Origin of the sequence: Jeongeupia sp. USM3 (genome assembly GCF_001808185.1) — a bacterium.
Classification (GTDB): domain Bacteria; phylum Pseudomonadota; class Gammaproteobacteria; order Burkholderiales; family Chitinibacteraceae; genus Jeongeupia.
The window spans coordinates 3,002,566-3,018,192 of the sequence record NZ_CP017668.1 but is presented as its reverse complement, the minus strand read 5'-3'; the positions used below and the strand labels follow the sequence as shown (position 1 = coordinate 3,018,192).

16 protein-coding genes and 2 riboswitches are annotated in these 15,627 nt (G+C 66.2%); of the genes, 7 read left to right on the top strand and 9 right to left on the bottom strand.

The genetic code is table 11. The annotated features are described in order from the left end of the window. Positions 1 to 26: 26 nt before the first annotated feature. Complete coding sequence (ilvD, locus tag BJP62_RS14215) at positions 27 to 1,883, bottom strand: dihydroxy-acid dehydratase (protein WP_070530617.1); 1,857 nt, start codon at positions 1,881 to 1,883, stop codon at positions 27 to 29. 197 nt (positions 1,884 to 2,080) lie between these two features. On the opposite strand from ilvD, the gene lgt reads away from it, so the two are divergent. Continuing rightward, positions 2,081 to 2,947: a prolipoprotein diacylglyceryl transferase gene (gene lgt / locus BJP62_RS14210; protein WP_070532773.1), complete on the top strand. Its 867-nt coding sequence runs from the start codon at positions 2,081 to 2,083 to the stop codon at positions 2,945 to 2,947. Between the two features lie 63 nt (positions 2,948 to 3,010). On the opposite strand, the gene BJP62_RS14205 is transcribed toward lgt, so the two are convergent. Further along, entirely contained in the window at positions 3,011 to 4,780 is a 1,770-nt protein-coding gene (locus BJP62_RS14205) for a PAS domain S-box protein (protein WP_205700908.1), read from the bottom strand. Positions 4,781 to 4,983: 203 nt separating this feature from the next. On the opposite strand from BJP62_RS14205, the gene BJP62_RS14200 reads away from it, so the two are divergent. Together BJP62_RS14200 and BJP62_RS18500 are read left to right on the top strand one after the other, a co-directional pair. After that, complete coding sequence (locus BJP62_RS14200; protein WP_070530611.1) at positions 4,984 to 5,472, top strand: DUF456 domain-containing protein; 489 nt, start codon at positions 4,984 to 4,986, stop codon at positions 5,470 to 5,472. A 46-nt stretch (positions 5,473 to 5,518) separates the two neighbouring features. After that, entirely contained in the window at positions 5,519 to 5,710 is a 192-nt protein-coding gene (locus tag BJP62_RS18500) for a hypothetical protein (protein WP_145927213.1), read from the top strand. Here the strand turns inward: BJP62_RS18500 and corA are convergent. The 5 genes from corA to BJP62_RS14175 all read right to left on the bottom strand — a co-directional run bounded on the left by corA (position 5,675) and on the right by BJP62_RS14175 (position 10,480). Next, positions 5,675 to 6,772 (bottom strand): magnesium/cobalt transporter CorA, encoded by a 1,098-nt coding sequence (corA, locus tag BJP62_RS14195; RefSeq protein WP_236943611.1) that lies wholly within the window; start codon positions 6,770 to 6,772, stop codon positions 5,675 to 5,677. The two genes, BJP62_RS18500 and corA, sit on opposite strands and share 36 nt — an antisense overlap. Then, positions 6,733 to 8,202: a Ppx/GppA phosphatase family protein gene (locus BJP62_RS14190; RefSeq protein ID WP_205700907.1), complete on the bottom strand. Its 1,470-nt coding sequence runs from the start codon at positions 8,200 to 8,202 to the stop codon at positions 6,733 to 6,735. Before BJP62_RS14190 ends, corA begins: the two co-directional genes overlap by 40 nt. Before the next feature lie 133 nt (positions 8,203 to 8,335). Then, positions 8,336 to 9,052 (bottom strand): phosphate signaling complex protein PhoU, encoded by a 717-nt coding sequence (gene phoU, locus BJP62_RS14185; RefSeq protein ID WP_308417867.1) that lies wholly within the window; start codon positions 9,050 to 9,052, stop codon positions 8,336 to 8,338. Positions 9,053 to 9,137: 85 nt separating this feature from the next. Continuing rightward, complete coding sequence (gene rpiA, locus BJP62_RS14180; RefSeq protein WP_070530610.1) at positions 9,138 to 9,794, bottom strand: ribose-5-phosphate isomerase RpiA; 657 nt, start codon at positions 9,792 to 9,794, stop codon at positions 9,138 to 9,140. Positions 9,795 to 9,877: 83 nt separating this feature from the next. Next, positions 9,878 to 10,480, bottom strand: coding sequence for a MarC family protein (locus BJP62_RS14175; RefSeq protein ID WP_070530608.1), 603 nt, complete (start codon positions 10,478 to 10,480; stop codon positions 9,878 to 9,880). Positions 10,481 to 10,644: 164 nt separating this feature from the next. On the opposite strand from BJP62_RS14175, the gene BJP62_RS14170 reads away from it, so the two are divergent. Together BJP62_RS14170 and BJP62_RS18860 are read left to right on the top strand one after the other, a co-directional pair. Next, positions 10,645 to 11,415: a DUF2092 domain-containing protein gene (locus BJP62_RS14170; protein WP_070530606.1), complete on the top strand. Its 771-nt coding sequence runs from the start codon at positions 10,645 to 10,647 to the stop codon at positions 11,413 to 11,415. A 12-nt stretch (positions 11,416 to 11,427) separates the two neighbouring features. Further along, positions 11,428 to 11,841, top strand: coding sequence for a hypothetical protein (locus BJP62_RS18860; RefSeq protein ID WP_205700906.1), 414 nt, complete (start codon positions 11,428 to 11,430; stop codon positions 11,839 to 11,841). A 57-nt stretch (positions 11,842 to 11,898) separates the two neighbouring features. Here the strand turns inward: BJP62_RS18860 and BJP62_RS14160 are convergent, their stop codons facing one another. Continuing rightward, positions 11,899 to 12,513 (bottom strand): trimeric intracellular cation channel family protein, encoded by a 615-nt coding sequence (locus BJP62_RS14160; RefSeq protein ID WP_070530605.1) that lies wholly within the window; start codon positions 12,511 to 12,513, stop codon positions 11,899 to 11,901. Positions 12,514 to 12,535: 22 nt separating this feature from the next. Beyond that, positions 12,536 to 12,635: riboswitch (glycine riboswitch) on the bottom strand. Beyond that, positions 12,636 to 12,736, bottom strand: a riboswitch (glycine riboswitch). A gap of 142 nt (positions 12,737 to 12,878) precedes the next feature. Between BJP62_RS14160 and BJP62_RS14155 the strand changes: the two genes are divergently transcribed. Both BJP62_RS14155 and BJP62_RS14150 read left to right on the top strand, forming a co-directional pair. Continuing rightward, on the top strand, positions 12,879 to 13,427 hold the full coding sequence (locus BJP62_RS14155; RefSeq protein ID WP_070530603.1) for a chromate transporter: 549 nt from the start codon (positions 12,879 to 12,881) through the stop codon (positions 13,425 to 13,427). Beyond that, positions 13,424 to 13,945 carry a chromate transporter gene (locus BJP62_RS14150; RefSeq protein ID WP_070530601.1) on the top strand — a complete coding sequence of 174 codons (522 nt, stop codon included), beginning with the start codon at positions 13,424 to 13,426 and terminating at the stop codon, positions 13,943 to 13,945. Before BJP62_RS14155 ends, BJP62_RS14150 begins: the two co-directional genes overlap by 4 nt. Before the next feature lie 156 nt (positions 13,946 to 14,101). On the opposite strand, the gene dtpA is transcribed toward BJP62_RS14150, so the two are convergent. Further along, the gene (gene dtpA / locus BJP62_RS14145) at positions 14,102 to 15,595 is read right to left on the bottom strand and encodes a dipeptide/tripeptide permease DtpA (protein WP_070530599.1); all 1,494 of its coding nucleotides are present in this window, start codon (positions 15,593 to 15,595) and stop codon (positions 14,102 to 14,104) included. Between the last annotated feature and the right edge of the window lie 32 nt (positions 15,596 to 15,627).

Below are 15,627 nucleotides of genomic sequence, written 5' to 3'. Positions count from 1 at the left end.
TGAGCCGACCTTCCTGTTCTACCCGGTCACTTGCGCTCGACCTGGGCCACGTCGCGTACCGCGCCGGTATCGGCGCTGGTGGTCATCGCCGCATAGGCACGCAGCGCCAGGCTGACATAGCGCTCGCGGCCGAGCGGCTTCCAGGCGTCCTTGCCGCGCGCCTCCATCGCGGCGCGGCGGCGCGCCAGTTCCTCGTCGCTGACCGCGAGGTGGATGCTGCGGTTCGGGATGTCGATCTCGATGGTATCGCCCTCCTCCGCCAGGCCGATCGCACCGCCTTCGGCCGCCTCGGGGCTGACGTGACCGATCGACAGGCCGGACGTGCCGCCCGAGAAGCGGCCGTCGGTCAGCAACGCACATTCCTTGCCCAGGCCCTTGGACTTCAGGTACGAGGTCGGATAGAGCATTTCCTGCATGCCCGGGCCGCCCTTGGGACCTTCGTAGCGGATCAGCACCAGATCGCCGGCGACGATCTGGTCGGCGAGGATGCCGGCAACCGCGTCGTCCTGGCTTTCGAAAATGCGTACCCGGCCGGTGAACTTGAGGATGCTGTCGTCGACGCCGGCGGTCTTCACGATGCAGCCGCGCTCGGCGATGTTGCCGTACAGCACGGCAAGGCCGCCATCCTGGCTGTAGGCGTTTTCCTTGTTGCGGATGCAGCCGCCGGCACGGTCGAGATCCAGCTCCGGGTAACGCATGCTCTGGCTGAACGCCACCGTCGTGGCGATCCCGCCCGGTGCGGCGCGGTAGAACAGCCGCGCGGCGCTGTCCTCGCCATTGGTGATCACATCCCACTGTGCCAGGCCTTCGCCGAGCGTTCGGGCGTGGACCGTCGGCACGTCGCGGTTGATCAGTCCGGCGCGGTCGAGCTCGGACAGGATGCCGACCACGCCGCCGGCACGGTGGACGTCTTCCATATGATATTTCTGCGTCGCCGGTGCGACCTTGGCGAGGCAGGGCACGCGACGGCTGATCCGGTCGATGTCGGTCATCTTGAAATCGACCCCGGCCTCGTTGGCCGCGGCCAGCAGGTGCAGCACGGTATTGGTCGACCCGCCCATCGCGACGTCGAGGCTCATCGCGTTCTCGAATGCCTGATAGCTGGCGATCGAGCGCGGCAGCACGCTCTCGTCGTCCTGTTCGTAATAGCGCTTGGCCAGCTCGACGATGGTGCGGCCGGCCTGCAGGAACAGCTGCTTGCGGTCGGCATGCGTCGCCAGCATCGAGCCGTTGCCCGGCAGCGACAGCCCCAGCGCTTCGGTCAGGCAGTTCATCGAGTTGGCGGTGAACATGCCCGAGCACGAGCCACAGGTCGGGCAGGCGCTGCGTTCAACCGCGGCGACTTCTTCGTCCGACACCTTGTCGTTGGCGGCCTCGACCATCGCGTCGACGAGGTCGAGCTTGCGGATTTCGCCGTGCCAGTTGACCTTGCCGGCCTCCATCGGACCGCCGGAAACGAAGATCACCGGGATGTTCAGCCGCAGCGCGGCCATCAGCATCCCCGGGGTGATCTTGTCGCAGTTCGAGATACAGACGATCGCGTCGGCGCAGTGCGCGTTGACCATGTATTCGACCGAATCGGCGATCAGGTCACGGCTCGGCAGGCTGTAGAGCATGCCGCCGTGGCCCATGGCGATGCCGTCGTCGACGGCGATCGTGTTGAATTCCTTGGCGATGCCGCCGGCCTTCTCGATCTCGCGCGCCACCATCTGGCCGAGGTTGTGCAGATGCACATGGCCGGGGACGAACTGGGTGAACGAGTTGGCGATGGCGATGATCGGCTTGCCGAAGTCGCCGTCCTTCATGCCGGTGGCGCGCCACAAGGCGCGTGCGCCGGCCATGTTGCGACCGTGGGTCGAGGTATGGGAACGATATTGGGGCATGGTGGGCTAACCTGCAGCGAACGGTTGGGTACCCGCCGATTCTAACGAATTTCGTTCGCCACGACTTCACCCCGGCGACAAGCCGTGTTGTCCCGCATTGCAGAACGGTGGCGCAAAGTTCCCGCGCACGAATCCCGCACCGGACGGCATGGGACGCAGACTATAATCGTGGCCGTTCTCAAACGTGGATGCGTTTCATGCTGATTCACCCGCAACTCAACCCGGTCGCGTTTTCGATCGGCTCCTTCGGCGTGCACTGGTACGGGCTGATGTATCTGTTCGGCTTCATGCTGTTCCTGCTGCTCGGCCGCATGCGCATTCGCAACGGCAATCCGCCGGGCTGGAAGGCCGAGGAAATGGACGACCTGCTGTTCTACGGCGTGCTCGGCGTGATCCTCGGCGGCCGGCTCGGTTATGTCCTGTTCTACAAGCCGGGTTTCTATCTCGCGAACCCGCTCGACATCCTCAAGGTCTGGGAAGGCGGCATGTCGTTCCACGGCGGTTTTCTCGGCGTGCTGTTCGCGATGATCTGGTTTGCCCGCAAGACCCACCGGCGCTTCTTCGAAGTTGCCGACTTCGTCGCGCCACTGGTGCCGATCGGCCTCGCTTTCGGCCGGCTCGGCAACTTCATCAATGGCGAACTGTGGGGCCGGGTCACTGCGCCGACGAACGTCTGGGCGATGGGCTTTCCGAGCGCCCGCGCCGAGGACCTGCGCGTCGCCGCGGACAACCCGCAGTGGCAGGAATGGCTGGCGCAGTACGGCATGCTGCCGCGTCATGCATCGCAGCTGTACGAAATGGTGCTCGAGGGCATCGTGCTGTTCGCGCTGCTGTGGTGGTACTCGGCCAGGCCGCGCCACCGCGGCCAGGTGTCGGCGCTGTTCCTGCTCGGCTACGGCGGTTTCCGCTTCATTGCCGAATTCGCCCGCGAGCCGGACGATTTCCTCGGCCTGCTCGCCGGCCAGCTGTCGATGGGCCAGTGGCTGAGCCTGCCGATGATCATTGCCGGCGGCGTGCTGTTCTGGCTGGCATCGAACCGGCCGGCCGAGGCCCCCAAGGCCTGACCCGCTCCAGCACCAGCAACAAAGGGCAGCCTTCGCTGCCCTTTTTCACGGCCGCAGCATTCGCTATCCGCCGGACAGGCGCTCGAGCGAGACCGCCAGCTCGTTGATCCGCAGCTTGGTCTCGTCGACCAGGCCGCCGATTTCGCGCGCCGAATCGGCCGAACGCGTCGCCAGATTGCGCACCTCGTCGGCAACGACAGCAAAGCCACGGCCTGCCTCGCCGGCCCGTGCCGCCTCGATCGCCGCGTTCAGCGACAGCAGATTGGTCTGCGCGGCGATGCCGTCGATCACCGCGACGATCTGGCCGATCTGGTTGCTCGACGTCAGCACCGCGCCCATTGCCGCATCGGTGGTATCGCGCGCCTGCCGCGTGACCGTGACGTCCTTGACGAAGGCCGTGTAGGCGATCTTGCCGTCGAGCCGGATTTTCGACAGCGACAGCTGCCCCCAGATCTTCGCGCCGTCCTTGCGCTCGATGCACACCTCGCGGCTGGTGCCGACGATCTTGTCCTGCCCGGTCTGGCGGTTGGCGTTGACGTAGCCGTCGTGGTTCGACTGGATTGCCTGCGGTACGAGCTTCTTGACGTTCTGGCCGATTGCCTCGGCACGCCCGTAACCCCAGAGCTTTTCCGCCGCGGCGTTGAACGAGGTGACGTTGTTGTGCTCGTCGATCGTCACCACCGCGTCGAGCGCCTGCTCGAGCGTCTGGTTCATCATCTCGCGCGCCTCGCGCTCGCGGGTGATGTCCTTGACGAAGGCGGTGTAGCTGATCTGGTCGCCCGAACGCACCTTGGACAGCGACAGCGTCGCCCAGACCTTGCTGCCGTCGCGGCGCTCGATGCACACCTCGCGCCGCGTACCGACGATCTTGTCCTGACCGGTCACCCGGTTGGCATTGACATAGTGATCATGGTTGGCCTGGATGCCCTGCGGCACCAGCATCTTGACGTTCTGGCCGATCACTTCGTTGCGGCGCAGATTCCACAGCGCCTCGGCCGCGGCGTTGAAAAAGGTGACGTTGTTGGCCGCGTCGATCGTCACCACCGCGTCGAGCGCCTGTTCGAGCGTCTGGTTGATCACCTCGCGCGCTTCGCGCTCGCGGGTCACGTCCTTGACGAAAGCGGTGTAGATGATCTTGTCATCCAGCCTGACCTTGGACAGCGACAGGCTGCCCCAGACCTTGCTGCCGTCCTTGCGCTCGACCTGCACCTCGCGGCTGGTGCCGACGATCTTGTCCTGCCCGGTATGGCGGTTGGCGTCGACGTAGCCGTCATGGCCCGCCTGGATGCCGCGCGGCACCAGCATCTTGACGTTCTGGCCGACGACTTCGCCACGGCTGTAGCCCCAGAACTGTTCGGCGGCGCGGTTGAAGAAGGTGACGAGGTTGTTCTCGTCGATCGTCACCACCGCATCGAGCGCCTGTTCAAGCGTCTGCGCGATGACCTCGCGGCTGCTGCGCTCGGCGGAGACGTCCCGGACGAAGGCGGTACAGGCGACACTGCCGGGCAGGCGCGACAGCGACACGGCGACCCAGCGCCTGCGGCCATCCTTGCATTCGATCTGAGATTCGTCGACGGCGCCATGCCGGCCCGCCGGGTCGTCGAGCTGCGACAGCAGCATCCGCCCCGGCCGCCCCAGCACCTCGTCGGGGCGGTAGCCCCACAGCCGTTCGGCCGCGGCGTTGTACAGGCCGATGCAACCGGCGGCGTCGATGCTGACAACGGCGTCGGCGGCCAGCTCGAGTGCCTGGCGGCTCTGCGTATCGACGCCGCCCAGCCTGAGCCAGCCCAGCATCGTGCGCAGCGAGCCGCGCGAACGGGAAGCGGAATGCATAAGGTCCCTCCTCACATAAAACGTACAGAGTAAGATTTATGAATGATTGGCTTAAAACTCACTCTAGCAAGCGAGGGAGATGCCGCAACGGCGGCGTCGGGCAAATCCGCTCAACGTGGCAAGGCATCGCACAGACGGGAACTCGGAGACCGGGATCGACTCCGTTGATTCATCACCCCATCCAACTGGCACAAGGAGACGCCATGACCGACGCCTACACCCTCTGGCTCCTGCTCGCCACGGCGCTGATCCTGATCGGCCTGGCCGGCAGCCTGCTGCCGATGCTGCCCGGCACACCGTTCGTTTTCGGCGGGATGCTGCTCGCGGCCTGGGCCGACGGCTTCAACCGGATCGGTTGGGTGACGCTGGGCGTGCTCGGCGCGCTGCTGCTGCTGGCGATCCTGCTCGACTTCGTCGCCGGCGCGCTCGGCGCCAAGCGGGTCGGTGCCAGCCCGCAGGCGGTATGGGGGTCGATGATCGGTGCGGTGCTGGGGATAGCCGGCGGGGTGATCGGGCTGATCATCGGGCCGTTCGTCGGCGCGGCACTCGGCGAATACCTGGCCCGACGCGACGCCATTCAGGCCGGCAGGGTCGGCCTGGCCACGTGGATCGGCCTGCTGATCGCCGCCGTCGCCAAGGTCGCGATCGCGCTGGCGATGCTCGGCGTTTTCGCGATTGCCTGGTTCTGGTGAGACAGCGGGCTATGCTGAAACGAGATGACAGACGAGGATCAGCCCCATGTCCGACTCACGCGATCAAGAGGCCGAATGCTGGCTGCCGCGCCGGCACGCCGAACGCCGCCACCGCCAGCCCGTCCAGCCGCCCTATCTCACCGAGGACGGCCTGGTGCTGGCCGACCTGCGCGAAGGACCGCGCAGGCAAGGCGAGCGGGGCTCAGAACCACCGCTTCCGGCGGAAGAAGACGATTAGTCCGCCCGCCACGACGGCCATCATCCCCAGCGCGCCGAAGTAGCCCCAGCGCCAGCGCAGCTCGGGCATCACGTCGAAATTCATGCCGTAGATGCCGGCGATCAGCGTCAGCGGCATGAACAGCGTCGTGATCACCGTGAGCATGCGCATCTGCAGGTTCATCCGGTGCGACTGCAGCGACAGGTAGGAATCCTGCAGGTTGCCGACCAGTTCGCGCAGCGCTTCGGTGCTTTCGATCAGCTGCACCGTGTGGTCGTAGACGTCGCGCAGATAGAGCTGGGTTTCCTCGCGGAAGAAGTCGGCGTCGTCGCGCTGCAGCACGTTGATCACCTCGCGCAGCGGCCACAGCCCGCGCTTGATGCCAAGCATGCTGCGCCGCAGCTCCTGAATATCGGTCAGATGGTCGGGCACCGGACCGGCGGCGATCTGGTCGTCGACGAGCTCGATCCGGTCGCCGATGGTTTCGAGCACGCTGAAGTAGCGGTCAACCAGCTTGTCGAGCAGCGAATAGACCAGATAGTCGGCGCCGAGCTTGCGGACCTGCGACTGCGCGTTCTTCAGGCTGTCGCGGATGCTGCTGAACGTGCCGGTCGGCTGCTCCTGGAAGGTCAGCACGTAGCCGCGCCCAACGACGATGCTGACCTGCTCGCTGCAGAGCATGCCGTCGGCGTCGACGCTCGCCAGCCGGGCAACGATGAACAGATAGCCCGGATAGACCTCGACCTTGGGTCGCTGCTCGGTGTGGACGATGTCCTCCATCGTCAGCGGGTGCAGGCCGAAACGCTTGCCGACGAACTTGAGCAGCTCGAGATTGGCGAGTCCGTGCAGGTTGAGCCAGAAGGTCTGGTGCGTGCGCTCGAAGACCTTGCCTTCCTCGAGCGAGGTGAAGCGGGTTTCGATGAAGTCGTTGTCGTCGGGGCCAAACTCGATCAGCGTCGCCAGCGTGTCTTCGGGACGGCGCGGGCCGACATACTGCATCGTTCCCGGGTGGCTGCCCGCCTTGTCGGCGCGCAGGTGCTGCCTCAGCTTGTTCTTGCGATGATGAACCGCGGCTTTTGCCATTGGCGGGTTTCCTCGTCGAGTGCGAATGCGGTCAGCGGATTGGCCGACAGCCAGGCGTGATCGATGTCGAGCCGGAAGCCGTCGTCCTGCGGGCACAGGCGCAGCGTCTCCGGCCAGTGCGTCTTGCGGCCGCGGCAGAACAGCACCGCCAGCCGCAGCGCGAGGATCTCCGCCCAGTCCGCCTGCCTGCGCGCGGCGCCGTCGAGCTTGGCGAGGCTGCCGCGCTGGACCAGCGCCAGTTGCGCCAGCCGGGCCTGCTCGCTGCGCGAAAAGCCCTGCATGTCGGCATGCTGCAGGATGTAGGCGGCGTGCTTGTGGTAGCCGACATGGGCGATCAGCCGGCCGATTTCGTGCAGCCGCGCCGCGTGCGACAGCGCGCGGGCGCGGTCGTCGTTGCCGTCGTGCAGTTGCCGGAACAGCAGCGCGGCCAGTTCGGCGACCCGGGAAGCCTGGGCGACATCGATATGGTAACGGCGCTGGAACGCACCGACGGTGCGCTCGCGCACGTCGAGCAGGCCGCGCCGGTCCATCAGGTCGTAGAGCACGCCGTCGCGCAGCGCGCCCTGGGTGATCGCCATCCGTTCGATGCCGAGCATGCCGAACACCGCATTGATGATCGCGAAACCGCCCGCCAGCACCGGTCGGCGGTCGGCGCGCAGCCCCTTGAGGTCGACCGCGTCGACGTGGCCGGCGTCGAGCAGGATCTGCCGCAGCCGGTCCAGCCCGTCTCGGCTGATGCCCGACTGCGTCAGGCCGTTGAGTTCGAGCACGTCGGCAATCGAGCGCGACGTGCCCGAGGTGCCGATCGCGTTGTTCCAGTGTTCCGGCGCGAACTGGCCGGCGACCGGCTCGAGCAGCTCGCGCGCGGCCAGCTCGGCGGCCTGCAGCGCGGCCTCGGTGATCCTGCCGTCGGGAAAGAAACGCTGGCTCCAGCTCACGCAGCCGACGAGCACGCTTTCCATCGTCTGCGGCTGGAATTGCCGGCCAATGATCAGCTCGGTCGATCCGCCGCCGATGTCGACGATCAGCCTGGCCTTGCGGCTGCCCGGCAGGCTGTGCGCCGCGCCGATATAGATCAGCCTGGCCTCTTCCAGGCCGGCGACGATCTCGACCGGAAAGCCGAGCGCGGCCTCGGCCAGCGGCTGGAAGGCGTCGATGTTCGCGGCGATGCGGAAAGTGTTGGTCGCAACGATGCGTACCTGCCCGGGCGCGAGCCCGGCCAGCGCCTTGCCGAAACGCCCCAGTGCCGACAGCGCTTCGTGCTGGATCTCCGGGCTCAGTCGCCCCGCCGCGTCGAGCCCGCCGGCAAGGCGCACCGTTTCCTTCAGCGTGGTCAGCGGCACCAGCGTGCCGTCCTGCACGCGGGCGATCTGCAGCCGGAAACTGTTGGAGCCGAGGTCAACGGCGGCGATCAGCGTAGCGTCGTTCATGGTCGGGACAGTCGGTTGGAAGACTCAACGGTACCGCGGTCTGCCGGGATGCGCCAAGCCGGCGTATTCCCGGGTCCGCGGCGCGGACGTGAAAACGCCCCGGCGAGCGGGGCGTTGCGGTCGGGTGCGCTGCTTACTCTTCGCGCTTAGCGTGGACGACGCTGTCGACCTCTTCCTGGCTCTTGTGGCGGACGTCCTGCCCCTTGACGAGGAAGATCACCTGCTCGGCGATATTGACCGCGAGATCGCCGATGCGCTCGATCGCCTTGGCGATCCACAGGATGTCCAGCGTCAGGGTGATCTGGCGCGGGTCTTCCATCATGATCGTGATCAGCAGCCGTTGCAGCGCCCGGTACTCGGTATCGAGCTGGCTGTCGTCGCGGATCACTTCCGACGCCGGGATGGCATCAAGGCGGGCGAAGGCGTCGAGCGCCTTGCTGAGCATGTCGAGCGCGTCTTCGGCGATATGGTCGAGCTCGGCGAAACGCGGCACCTGCAGCTTGCCGGCATCGTAGATGTTCTTGGCGCGGACACAGATGCGCGCGGCCTTGTCGCCGATGCGCTCGAGGTCCTCGACCGACTTGATCACCGTCATCACCATGCGCAGGTCGGTCGCCGCCGGCTGGCGGCGCGCGATCATGTGGATGCACATGTCGTCGAGCTGCACGTGCATCGCGTTGACCTTCTCTTCCTGCTCGATCACCTTGTTGATGATGGCGACATTGCCGGTCGACAGCGCTTCCATCGCCAGGCGCACCTGGTCTTCGACCAGACCGGCCATGCCGAGCACGCTCGAGCGGATCGCCTCGAGTTCGGCGTCGAATTGTTTGGAAATGTGTTCGGACATCATGGGCGCTCCAGCGGACAGACCCCGGATCATCGCAGAGTCTTGTTAATTTTTTGTTTCAAGTCGTCCGGGGCAGTCGGTCACGGCCTCACTTGTAGGTCTTGACGCCGTCCTCGGTACCGAGCAGCAGCACGTCGGCGCGGCGGCGCGCGAACAGGCCATTGGTGACCACACCGACGATCTGGTTGATTTCGGACTCCAGTTTAGCCGCTTCGGCGATGCGCAGCCCGTGCACGTCGAGGATGACGTTGCCGTTGTCGGTCACCACGCCCTCGCGGTAGGCCGGGTGGCCGCCGAGCTTGACCAGCTCGCGCGCGACGTACGAGCGCGCCATCGGGATCACCTCGACCGGCAGCGGGAAGTTGCCGAGCACGCCGACGTACTTGCTGGCATCGGCAATGCAGACGAACTGCTCGGCGACGGCCGAGACGATCTTCTCGCGCGTCAGCGCGGCGCCGCCGCCCTTGATCATCTGCAGCTGGTGGTTGATCTCGTCGGCGCCATCGACGTAGACCGGCAGGCTGTCGACGGTGTTGAGGTCGTAGACCGGGATGTTGTGCTTCTTCAGCCGGGCGATGCTCGCTTCGCTCGACGACACGGCGCCGCGGATCCGGCCCTTGATCTCGGCCAGCGCGTCGATGAAGTAGTTGGCGGTCGAGCCGGTGCCGACGCCGACGATGCAGTCGTCGGGCACGTAGGCGATCGCGGCGCGGCCGACGGCTTCTTTCAGTTCGTTCTGGGTCATCTCACAGCTCCTTGGGCGGTAGTTCGAATCTGTCCGGAATTCTAAACGCAAATGGCATCGGCCCTTTGCCCGGAATCAAGCGCTCACGCCAGCGAGGCGATGTAGTCGCGCACGCCGGACAGCAGCATCTCGACGGCGATCGCCGTCAGCACCAGGCCCATCAGCCGCTCGAACGCCGTGGTCACGCGCTCGCCGAGCACCTGGCCGATCTTCTCCGAGAAGCCGAGCACCAGGGCGCAGACGCCCATCGTCAGCGCCAGCGCACCGATCCACTCCCATAGCCGCTCCGGCGCGCGCGACACCAGCAGCAGCACCGTCGCCAGCGCCGACGGCCCGGCGAGCAGCGGGATCGCCAGCGGCACGATAAAGGGCTCGCCGCCCTTGATGTCGCCGAACACGCCGTCCGGGTGCGGAAACACCATGCGCAACGCGATCAGGAACAGGATCACGCCGCCGGCGATGCCGAGCGAGGTCTGCGACAGATGCATCAGCGCGAGGAACTGCCGGCCGGTGAGCATGAAGACCAGCAGCACGACGAAGGCGACCGACACCTCGCGGACGATCATCCGGACGCGCCGCTGCCGCGGCACCTGCTTGAGCATGGCAACGAACAGCGGAATGCTGCCCAGCGGGTCGGTGACCAGCAGCAGCAGCACGAAGGCGGACGCGAAGGACCAGGATTCCATCGGCCCATTATGCGCGGCGGCCTGCACGCTCGCGAGTCGGGAGTTGCAGCAACCCACTTGGCAAATAGTTGCACAAAACAACACTATCGAATACAAGGGTGTCGGGCTAAGCTGTGCCCTGTACGAACCGGAACGCGTAAAACCATGACCACAAGGACGATGCGATGAAGCCAATCCGAACCGCTGCAGCGCTGCTGCTGGCCGCATGCGCCGGCAGCGCACTGGCCGCCGATGCCGGTACCGCCAAGGCGGTCGACCCGCAGGCGGTCAAGGCACTCGAGACCATGGGCAACTACCTGCGCAGCCTGCCCCGCTTTGCCCTCCGTGCCGACACCACCACCGACTATGTCGACGACAGCGGCCAGGCGCTGCAGTTTGCCCGTCAGGCCGAGATGCAGATGGTGCGGCCGAACAAGCTCAAGGCCAGCGTCAGCGGCGAGCAGGGCGCACGGACGATGTACTACGACGGCAAGACCTTCACGCTCTACGGCAGCCAGCACAACTTCTACGCGAGCGCGGCGGCGCCGAAGACGATCGGCGAGCTGGTCGGCGACATTGCCGACAAGTACGGCATCGAAACGCCGCTGGCCGACCTGTTCTACTGGGGCAGCGACCCCAATCAGGGCAAGGACCTGACCGCCGCGCGTGTCATCGGCGACGAACGCATCGGCGGTCTGAGCTGCGCCCACTACGCGTTCCGCAAGCCCGGCACCGACTGGCAGGTGTGGATTCGCAAGGGCGCGCAGCCGCTGCCGTGCAAGCTGGTGATCACCGCGACCGACATCGAAGCCCGGCCGCAACACACGGTGCGCTTCAACTGGCAGACGCAGCCGGCCTTCGGCAACGAGGTCTTCACCTTCACGCCGCCCAAGGGTGCCAAGCGGATCGACTTCGCCCGCAACGAGGCGTCGAAGCCGGCGTCGGCCAAACAATAAGGAGACCCCACCATGCGCAAGTTCAAAGCCACGCTGGCACTGGCGGCCGCAGCCTCGATGCTGCTGGCATCGCTTCCGGCCCAGGCCTGGGTTGCCGGCCGCACCGCCGTCGGCCCGAACGGCGGCGTCTATCACGCTGCCGCGGCCGGGGCGCCACGCCCCTACTATCCGCCGCCACGGCCGTACTACCCGCCGCCGCCACGCTATGACCACCCGATCGCCGCTGCGGCAGTCGGGACCGCGGCGGTGGTTACCACGGCGGCGGTCACGTCAGCCGTCATCGGCAGCATCGTCCACTCGGTGCCGCCGAGCTGCGTCGCCACCATCGTCGGCGGCGTCACCTACCAGCAGTGCGGCAGCACGTGGTACCAGCCGCAGTACGCCGGCACCTCGGTGCAGTACGTGGTGGTCAATCCGCCGCGCTGAGGCGCTGCCAGTACGAAAAGGGCTGCCCGCGGGCAGCCCTTTTTTTCGTCCGGACGATCAGTCGATCGGCTGGCGGTACGAGAACACCGGCAGCCGCCAGCCGCGGTAGATCGCGCAAAGCCGGATCACCAGGCCGAGCGCGAACGACATCAGCACATTGACGTCGTGCTGGACCTTGAGCTCGCCGAGGCCGAGATAGCTGAGCGCGACCAGCAGCGACACGCTGGCGTACAGCTCGTGGCGGAACACCACCGGCACGCGCGAGCAGAGGATGTCGCGCAGCACGCCGCCGGCGATGCCGGTGGTCATTCCGGCCATGATCACCACGGTCGGGTGGTAGCTCATCTTCAGCGCGACCTCGCAGCCGATCAGCGTGAAGGCGATCAGCCCGAGCGCGTCGAGGATCAGGAAGATTTTGCCGAGGTGGTGCATGAAGCGCGCGACCAGCACCGTGAACAGCCCGGCCGACAGCACCAGCCAGATGTATTCGGGGTGCTGGGTCCAGCCGATCGGATAATGGCCGAGCACGATGTCGCGGACGGTGCCGCCGCCGAGCGCGGTCAGGAAGGCGATGACCAGCACGCCGAAGAGGTCCATGTTGCGCCGGCCGGCGGCGAGCGCGCCGGTCATGGCTTCGGCGGTGATGGCGATGAGGTAGATGGTGGACAGCATGGGGGCTCCGCAAGTGTTTGCGGCCTCTCCCCTTGTCCTTTTACCTGAGAGTTTGGCGCGGCGGACCGCGCATTGCCCCTTCGGTGGACCGGCGTTGCCGGCCTCTCTCCAATTGGCCTGATACTGGCTTCGCGGTTCGTTTGCCTGAGCGATTCTGGGAGCTTGCGCCTTCGGCGGACCCGCGACCGGTACTCAGGCCGGGCCACTCTCCCGCGAAGCCGCGGATTATCCCGACCGCACCGGCCACGGTCAACGGCAGCATGCGGGCCGCAGGTGTCGCGCGCATGCCTCGCATCGCACGCTGAAGGCAATCTGAAAGCCGGAGGGCGTTACGATGGCGTGTCAGATTAGTTACGGTTTTAACCATGCCGGCCACCCCGCTGCCGATCACCCCGGCCACGCTGTTCCGCACCTTCGCCCGGATGGGGCTGATCGGCTTCGGCGGCGTGCTGCCGTGGGCACGGCGAGTGCTGGTCGACGAACGCGGCTGGCTCGACGATGCCGAGTTCGCCGACCTGCTCAGCACCGGCCAGATCCTGCCGGGCCCCAACATCGTCAATCTGGCGATGATGTTCGGCTACCGCCACGCCGGCCTCAGGGGAGCGCTGAGCGCGTCGTTCGGGCTGATCGGCCCGCCGGGGCTGATCGTGCTGGCGCTCGGCCTCGGCTACCGGCACGTCGCCGGCATTCCGGCGATCCAGGGCGCGCTGCACGGAATGACCGCGGTCGCCGCCGGACTGATCATCCTCACCGCCATCAAGCTGGCGCGCACGCAACAGGGGCTCGGCCTGGCGTGGCTGACCGGTGGCGCGGCCTTCGTCGCCGTTGCGCTGCTGCGCTGGCCGCTGCTGCCGGTGCTGGCGGTGCTGATTCCGCTGTCGCTGCTGATCTGCCTGATCGGAGCGCGCCGATGACGCTGCTCCTGCCGCTGTTCGGCCACTTCGCCCAGCTGTCGCTGATTGCCTTCGGCGGTGCCAGCGCGGTGCTGCCCGACATGCATCGCGTGCTCGTCACCGAGCAGCACTGGCTGAGCGAATCGGCCTTTACCGCCAGCTACACGATCGCGCAGGTCGCCCCGGGGCCGAACCTGCTGTTCGTGCTGCTGTTCGGGCTGCAGATCGCCGGCCTGCCCGGCGCACTGGTGGCACTGCTGGCGATGTGCCTGCCGTCGTCGCTGATCGCACTGGCGGTCGAACACTACGGCCACCGCCACCGCGAGCACCGATGGCACCGGCTGATCCGCCGCGCGCTAGCGCCGCTGACGATCGCGCTGACGCTGGCGACCGGCGTCCTGCTGCTCTCGACCGGCAGCGGCAACCTGCGCATGGCGCTGCTGGCCGGGCTGACGGTGATCGTCGGGCTGAGGACCAAGCTCAACCCGCTGTGGCTGATCGCCGCCGGCGCGGTGCTCGGCGCCTTCGGCTGGATGTGAAAAAGCCCCGCATTGCGGGGCATTGACGCTTGGCGTCGCTAATGAAACCCAGTGAAACTGGTGCTGGCAAGGCACGCGAAACGCAGACAGTACAAGCAAGTACGGCAAGTACGGCAAGTGAACGCAACGCCGCCAGCAGGGTTTTGTTGGCGGTGCCTACTGCGGACGCTGTGCGGCCAGCTCGCCTTCTGCCACGAAGGCGTCGACTTCCTTGGCGCCGCTGATCATCCGCGCCAGCAGCGGCGCGGTAACGATCATCAGCACGGCGATCACGCCGGTGACGATGCCGATCTTCATGAACACGTCGCTGTAGACCGCCAGCGACTGCTGCGCGTTGCTGACGTCGCCATGCACCGCGGTCAGGCCGGCGACCATGCCGCTGACTGCCGACGCCGCCGCGGTGGTGAGGAACCACGCGCCCATGATGAAGCCCATCAGCCGTTCCGGCACCAGCTGCGCGACCATCGCCAGACCGAGGCCCGAAATCAGCAGCTCGCCGATGCTCTGCAGCGCGTAGCTCAGCACCAGCCAGTTGGCCGACACCAGACCATGCTCGTTGGCAAAGCGCGCACCGAAGGGCAGCGCCAGGAAGGCCAGCGAGCACAGCACCATGCCGATCGCGAACTTGTGCGGCATCGGCAGCCTGTCGCCGAGCTTGTTGTACGCCATCGCCAGGATCGGACTGGCGATCATGATCCAGAACGGGTTCAGTGCCTGGAACTGCTCGGGCTGGACCGCGAAGCCCAGCAGGCTGTGCTCGGTGTTGTTGATCGCGAAGAAGTTCAGCGACGTCGGCATCTGGTTGTAGAGCACGAAGAAGATCACCGCTTCGACCATCAGCACGAAGGCGACGATCATCTTGCTGCGCGCCGCGCCCTGCAGCGCGAAGGTTTCCTTCATGAAGATCGCAACGATGCCGATCGAGATCGCGGCCAGACCGTAGTTGGCGACGGTCGGGTGCTTGAGCAGCCACGATGCGGCCAGACAGACCGCGACGATGCCGACGATCACGTAAGCGAGGTACTTGAGGTTGAGCGGCTTGAAGTCCGGCTCCGAGCCGTACTGGGCGACCATCTTCTTGCACAGCAGGAAGTTGGCGATGGTGATCAGCATGCCGACGACCGACAGCGAGAACGCCACGCCCCAGCCGAACTCCTTGGCCAGCCACGGCGTCGCCAGCATCGAGAAGAACGAGCCGATGTTGATCGCCATGTAGTACATCGTGAACGCGCCGTCGATGCGCGGGTCGTCCTTGTCGTAGAGCTTGGACAGCAGCGACCCCGGGTTGGCCTTGAACAGGCCGTTACCGACGGCGACCGTGCCCATGCCGAGATAGACCCACGAAACCTGGTGATTCGAGAACGCGATCATCGCGTAGCCGACCGCCAGCGTGATCGCGCCGAGGATGATGGTCCGCTTGGTGCCGAGCACCTTGTCGCCGAGCCAGCCGCCGACGGCGATCAGGCCGTAGACAAGCGCGACAAAGGACGAGAACAGCGTGAACGAATCGGCCTCGTGCAGGCCGAGCATCTTGACGAGGTACACCGCCATGATGCCCTGCAGGCCGTAGTAACCGAACCGTTCCCACAGTTCGATCGAAAATATCAGGTAAAACGCCTTGGGTTGGCTCAGGGAAGAATTGCCGGCCACGGTTTGCCTCCAGGTTTGATTGGCCCATCCGG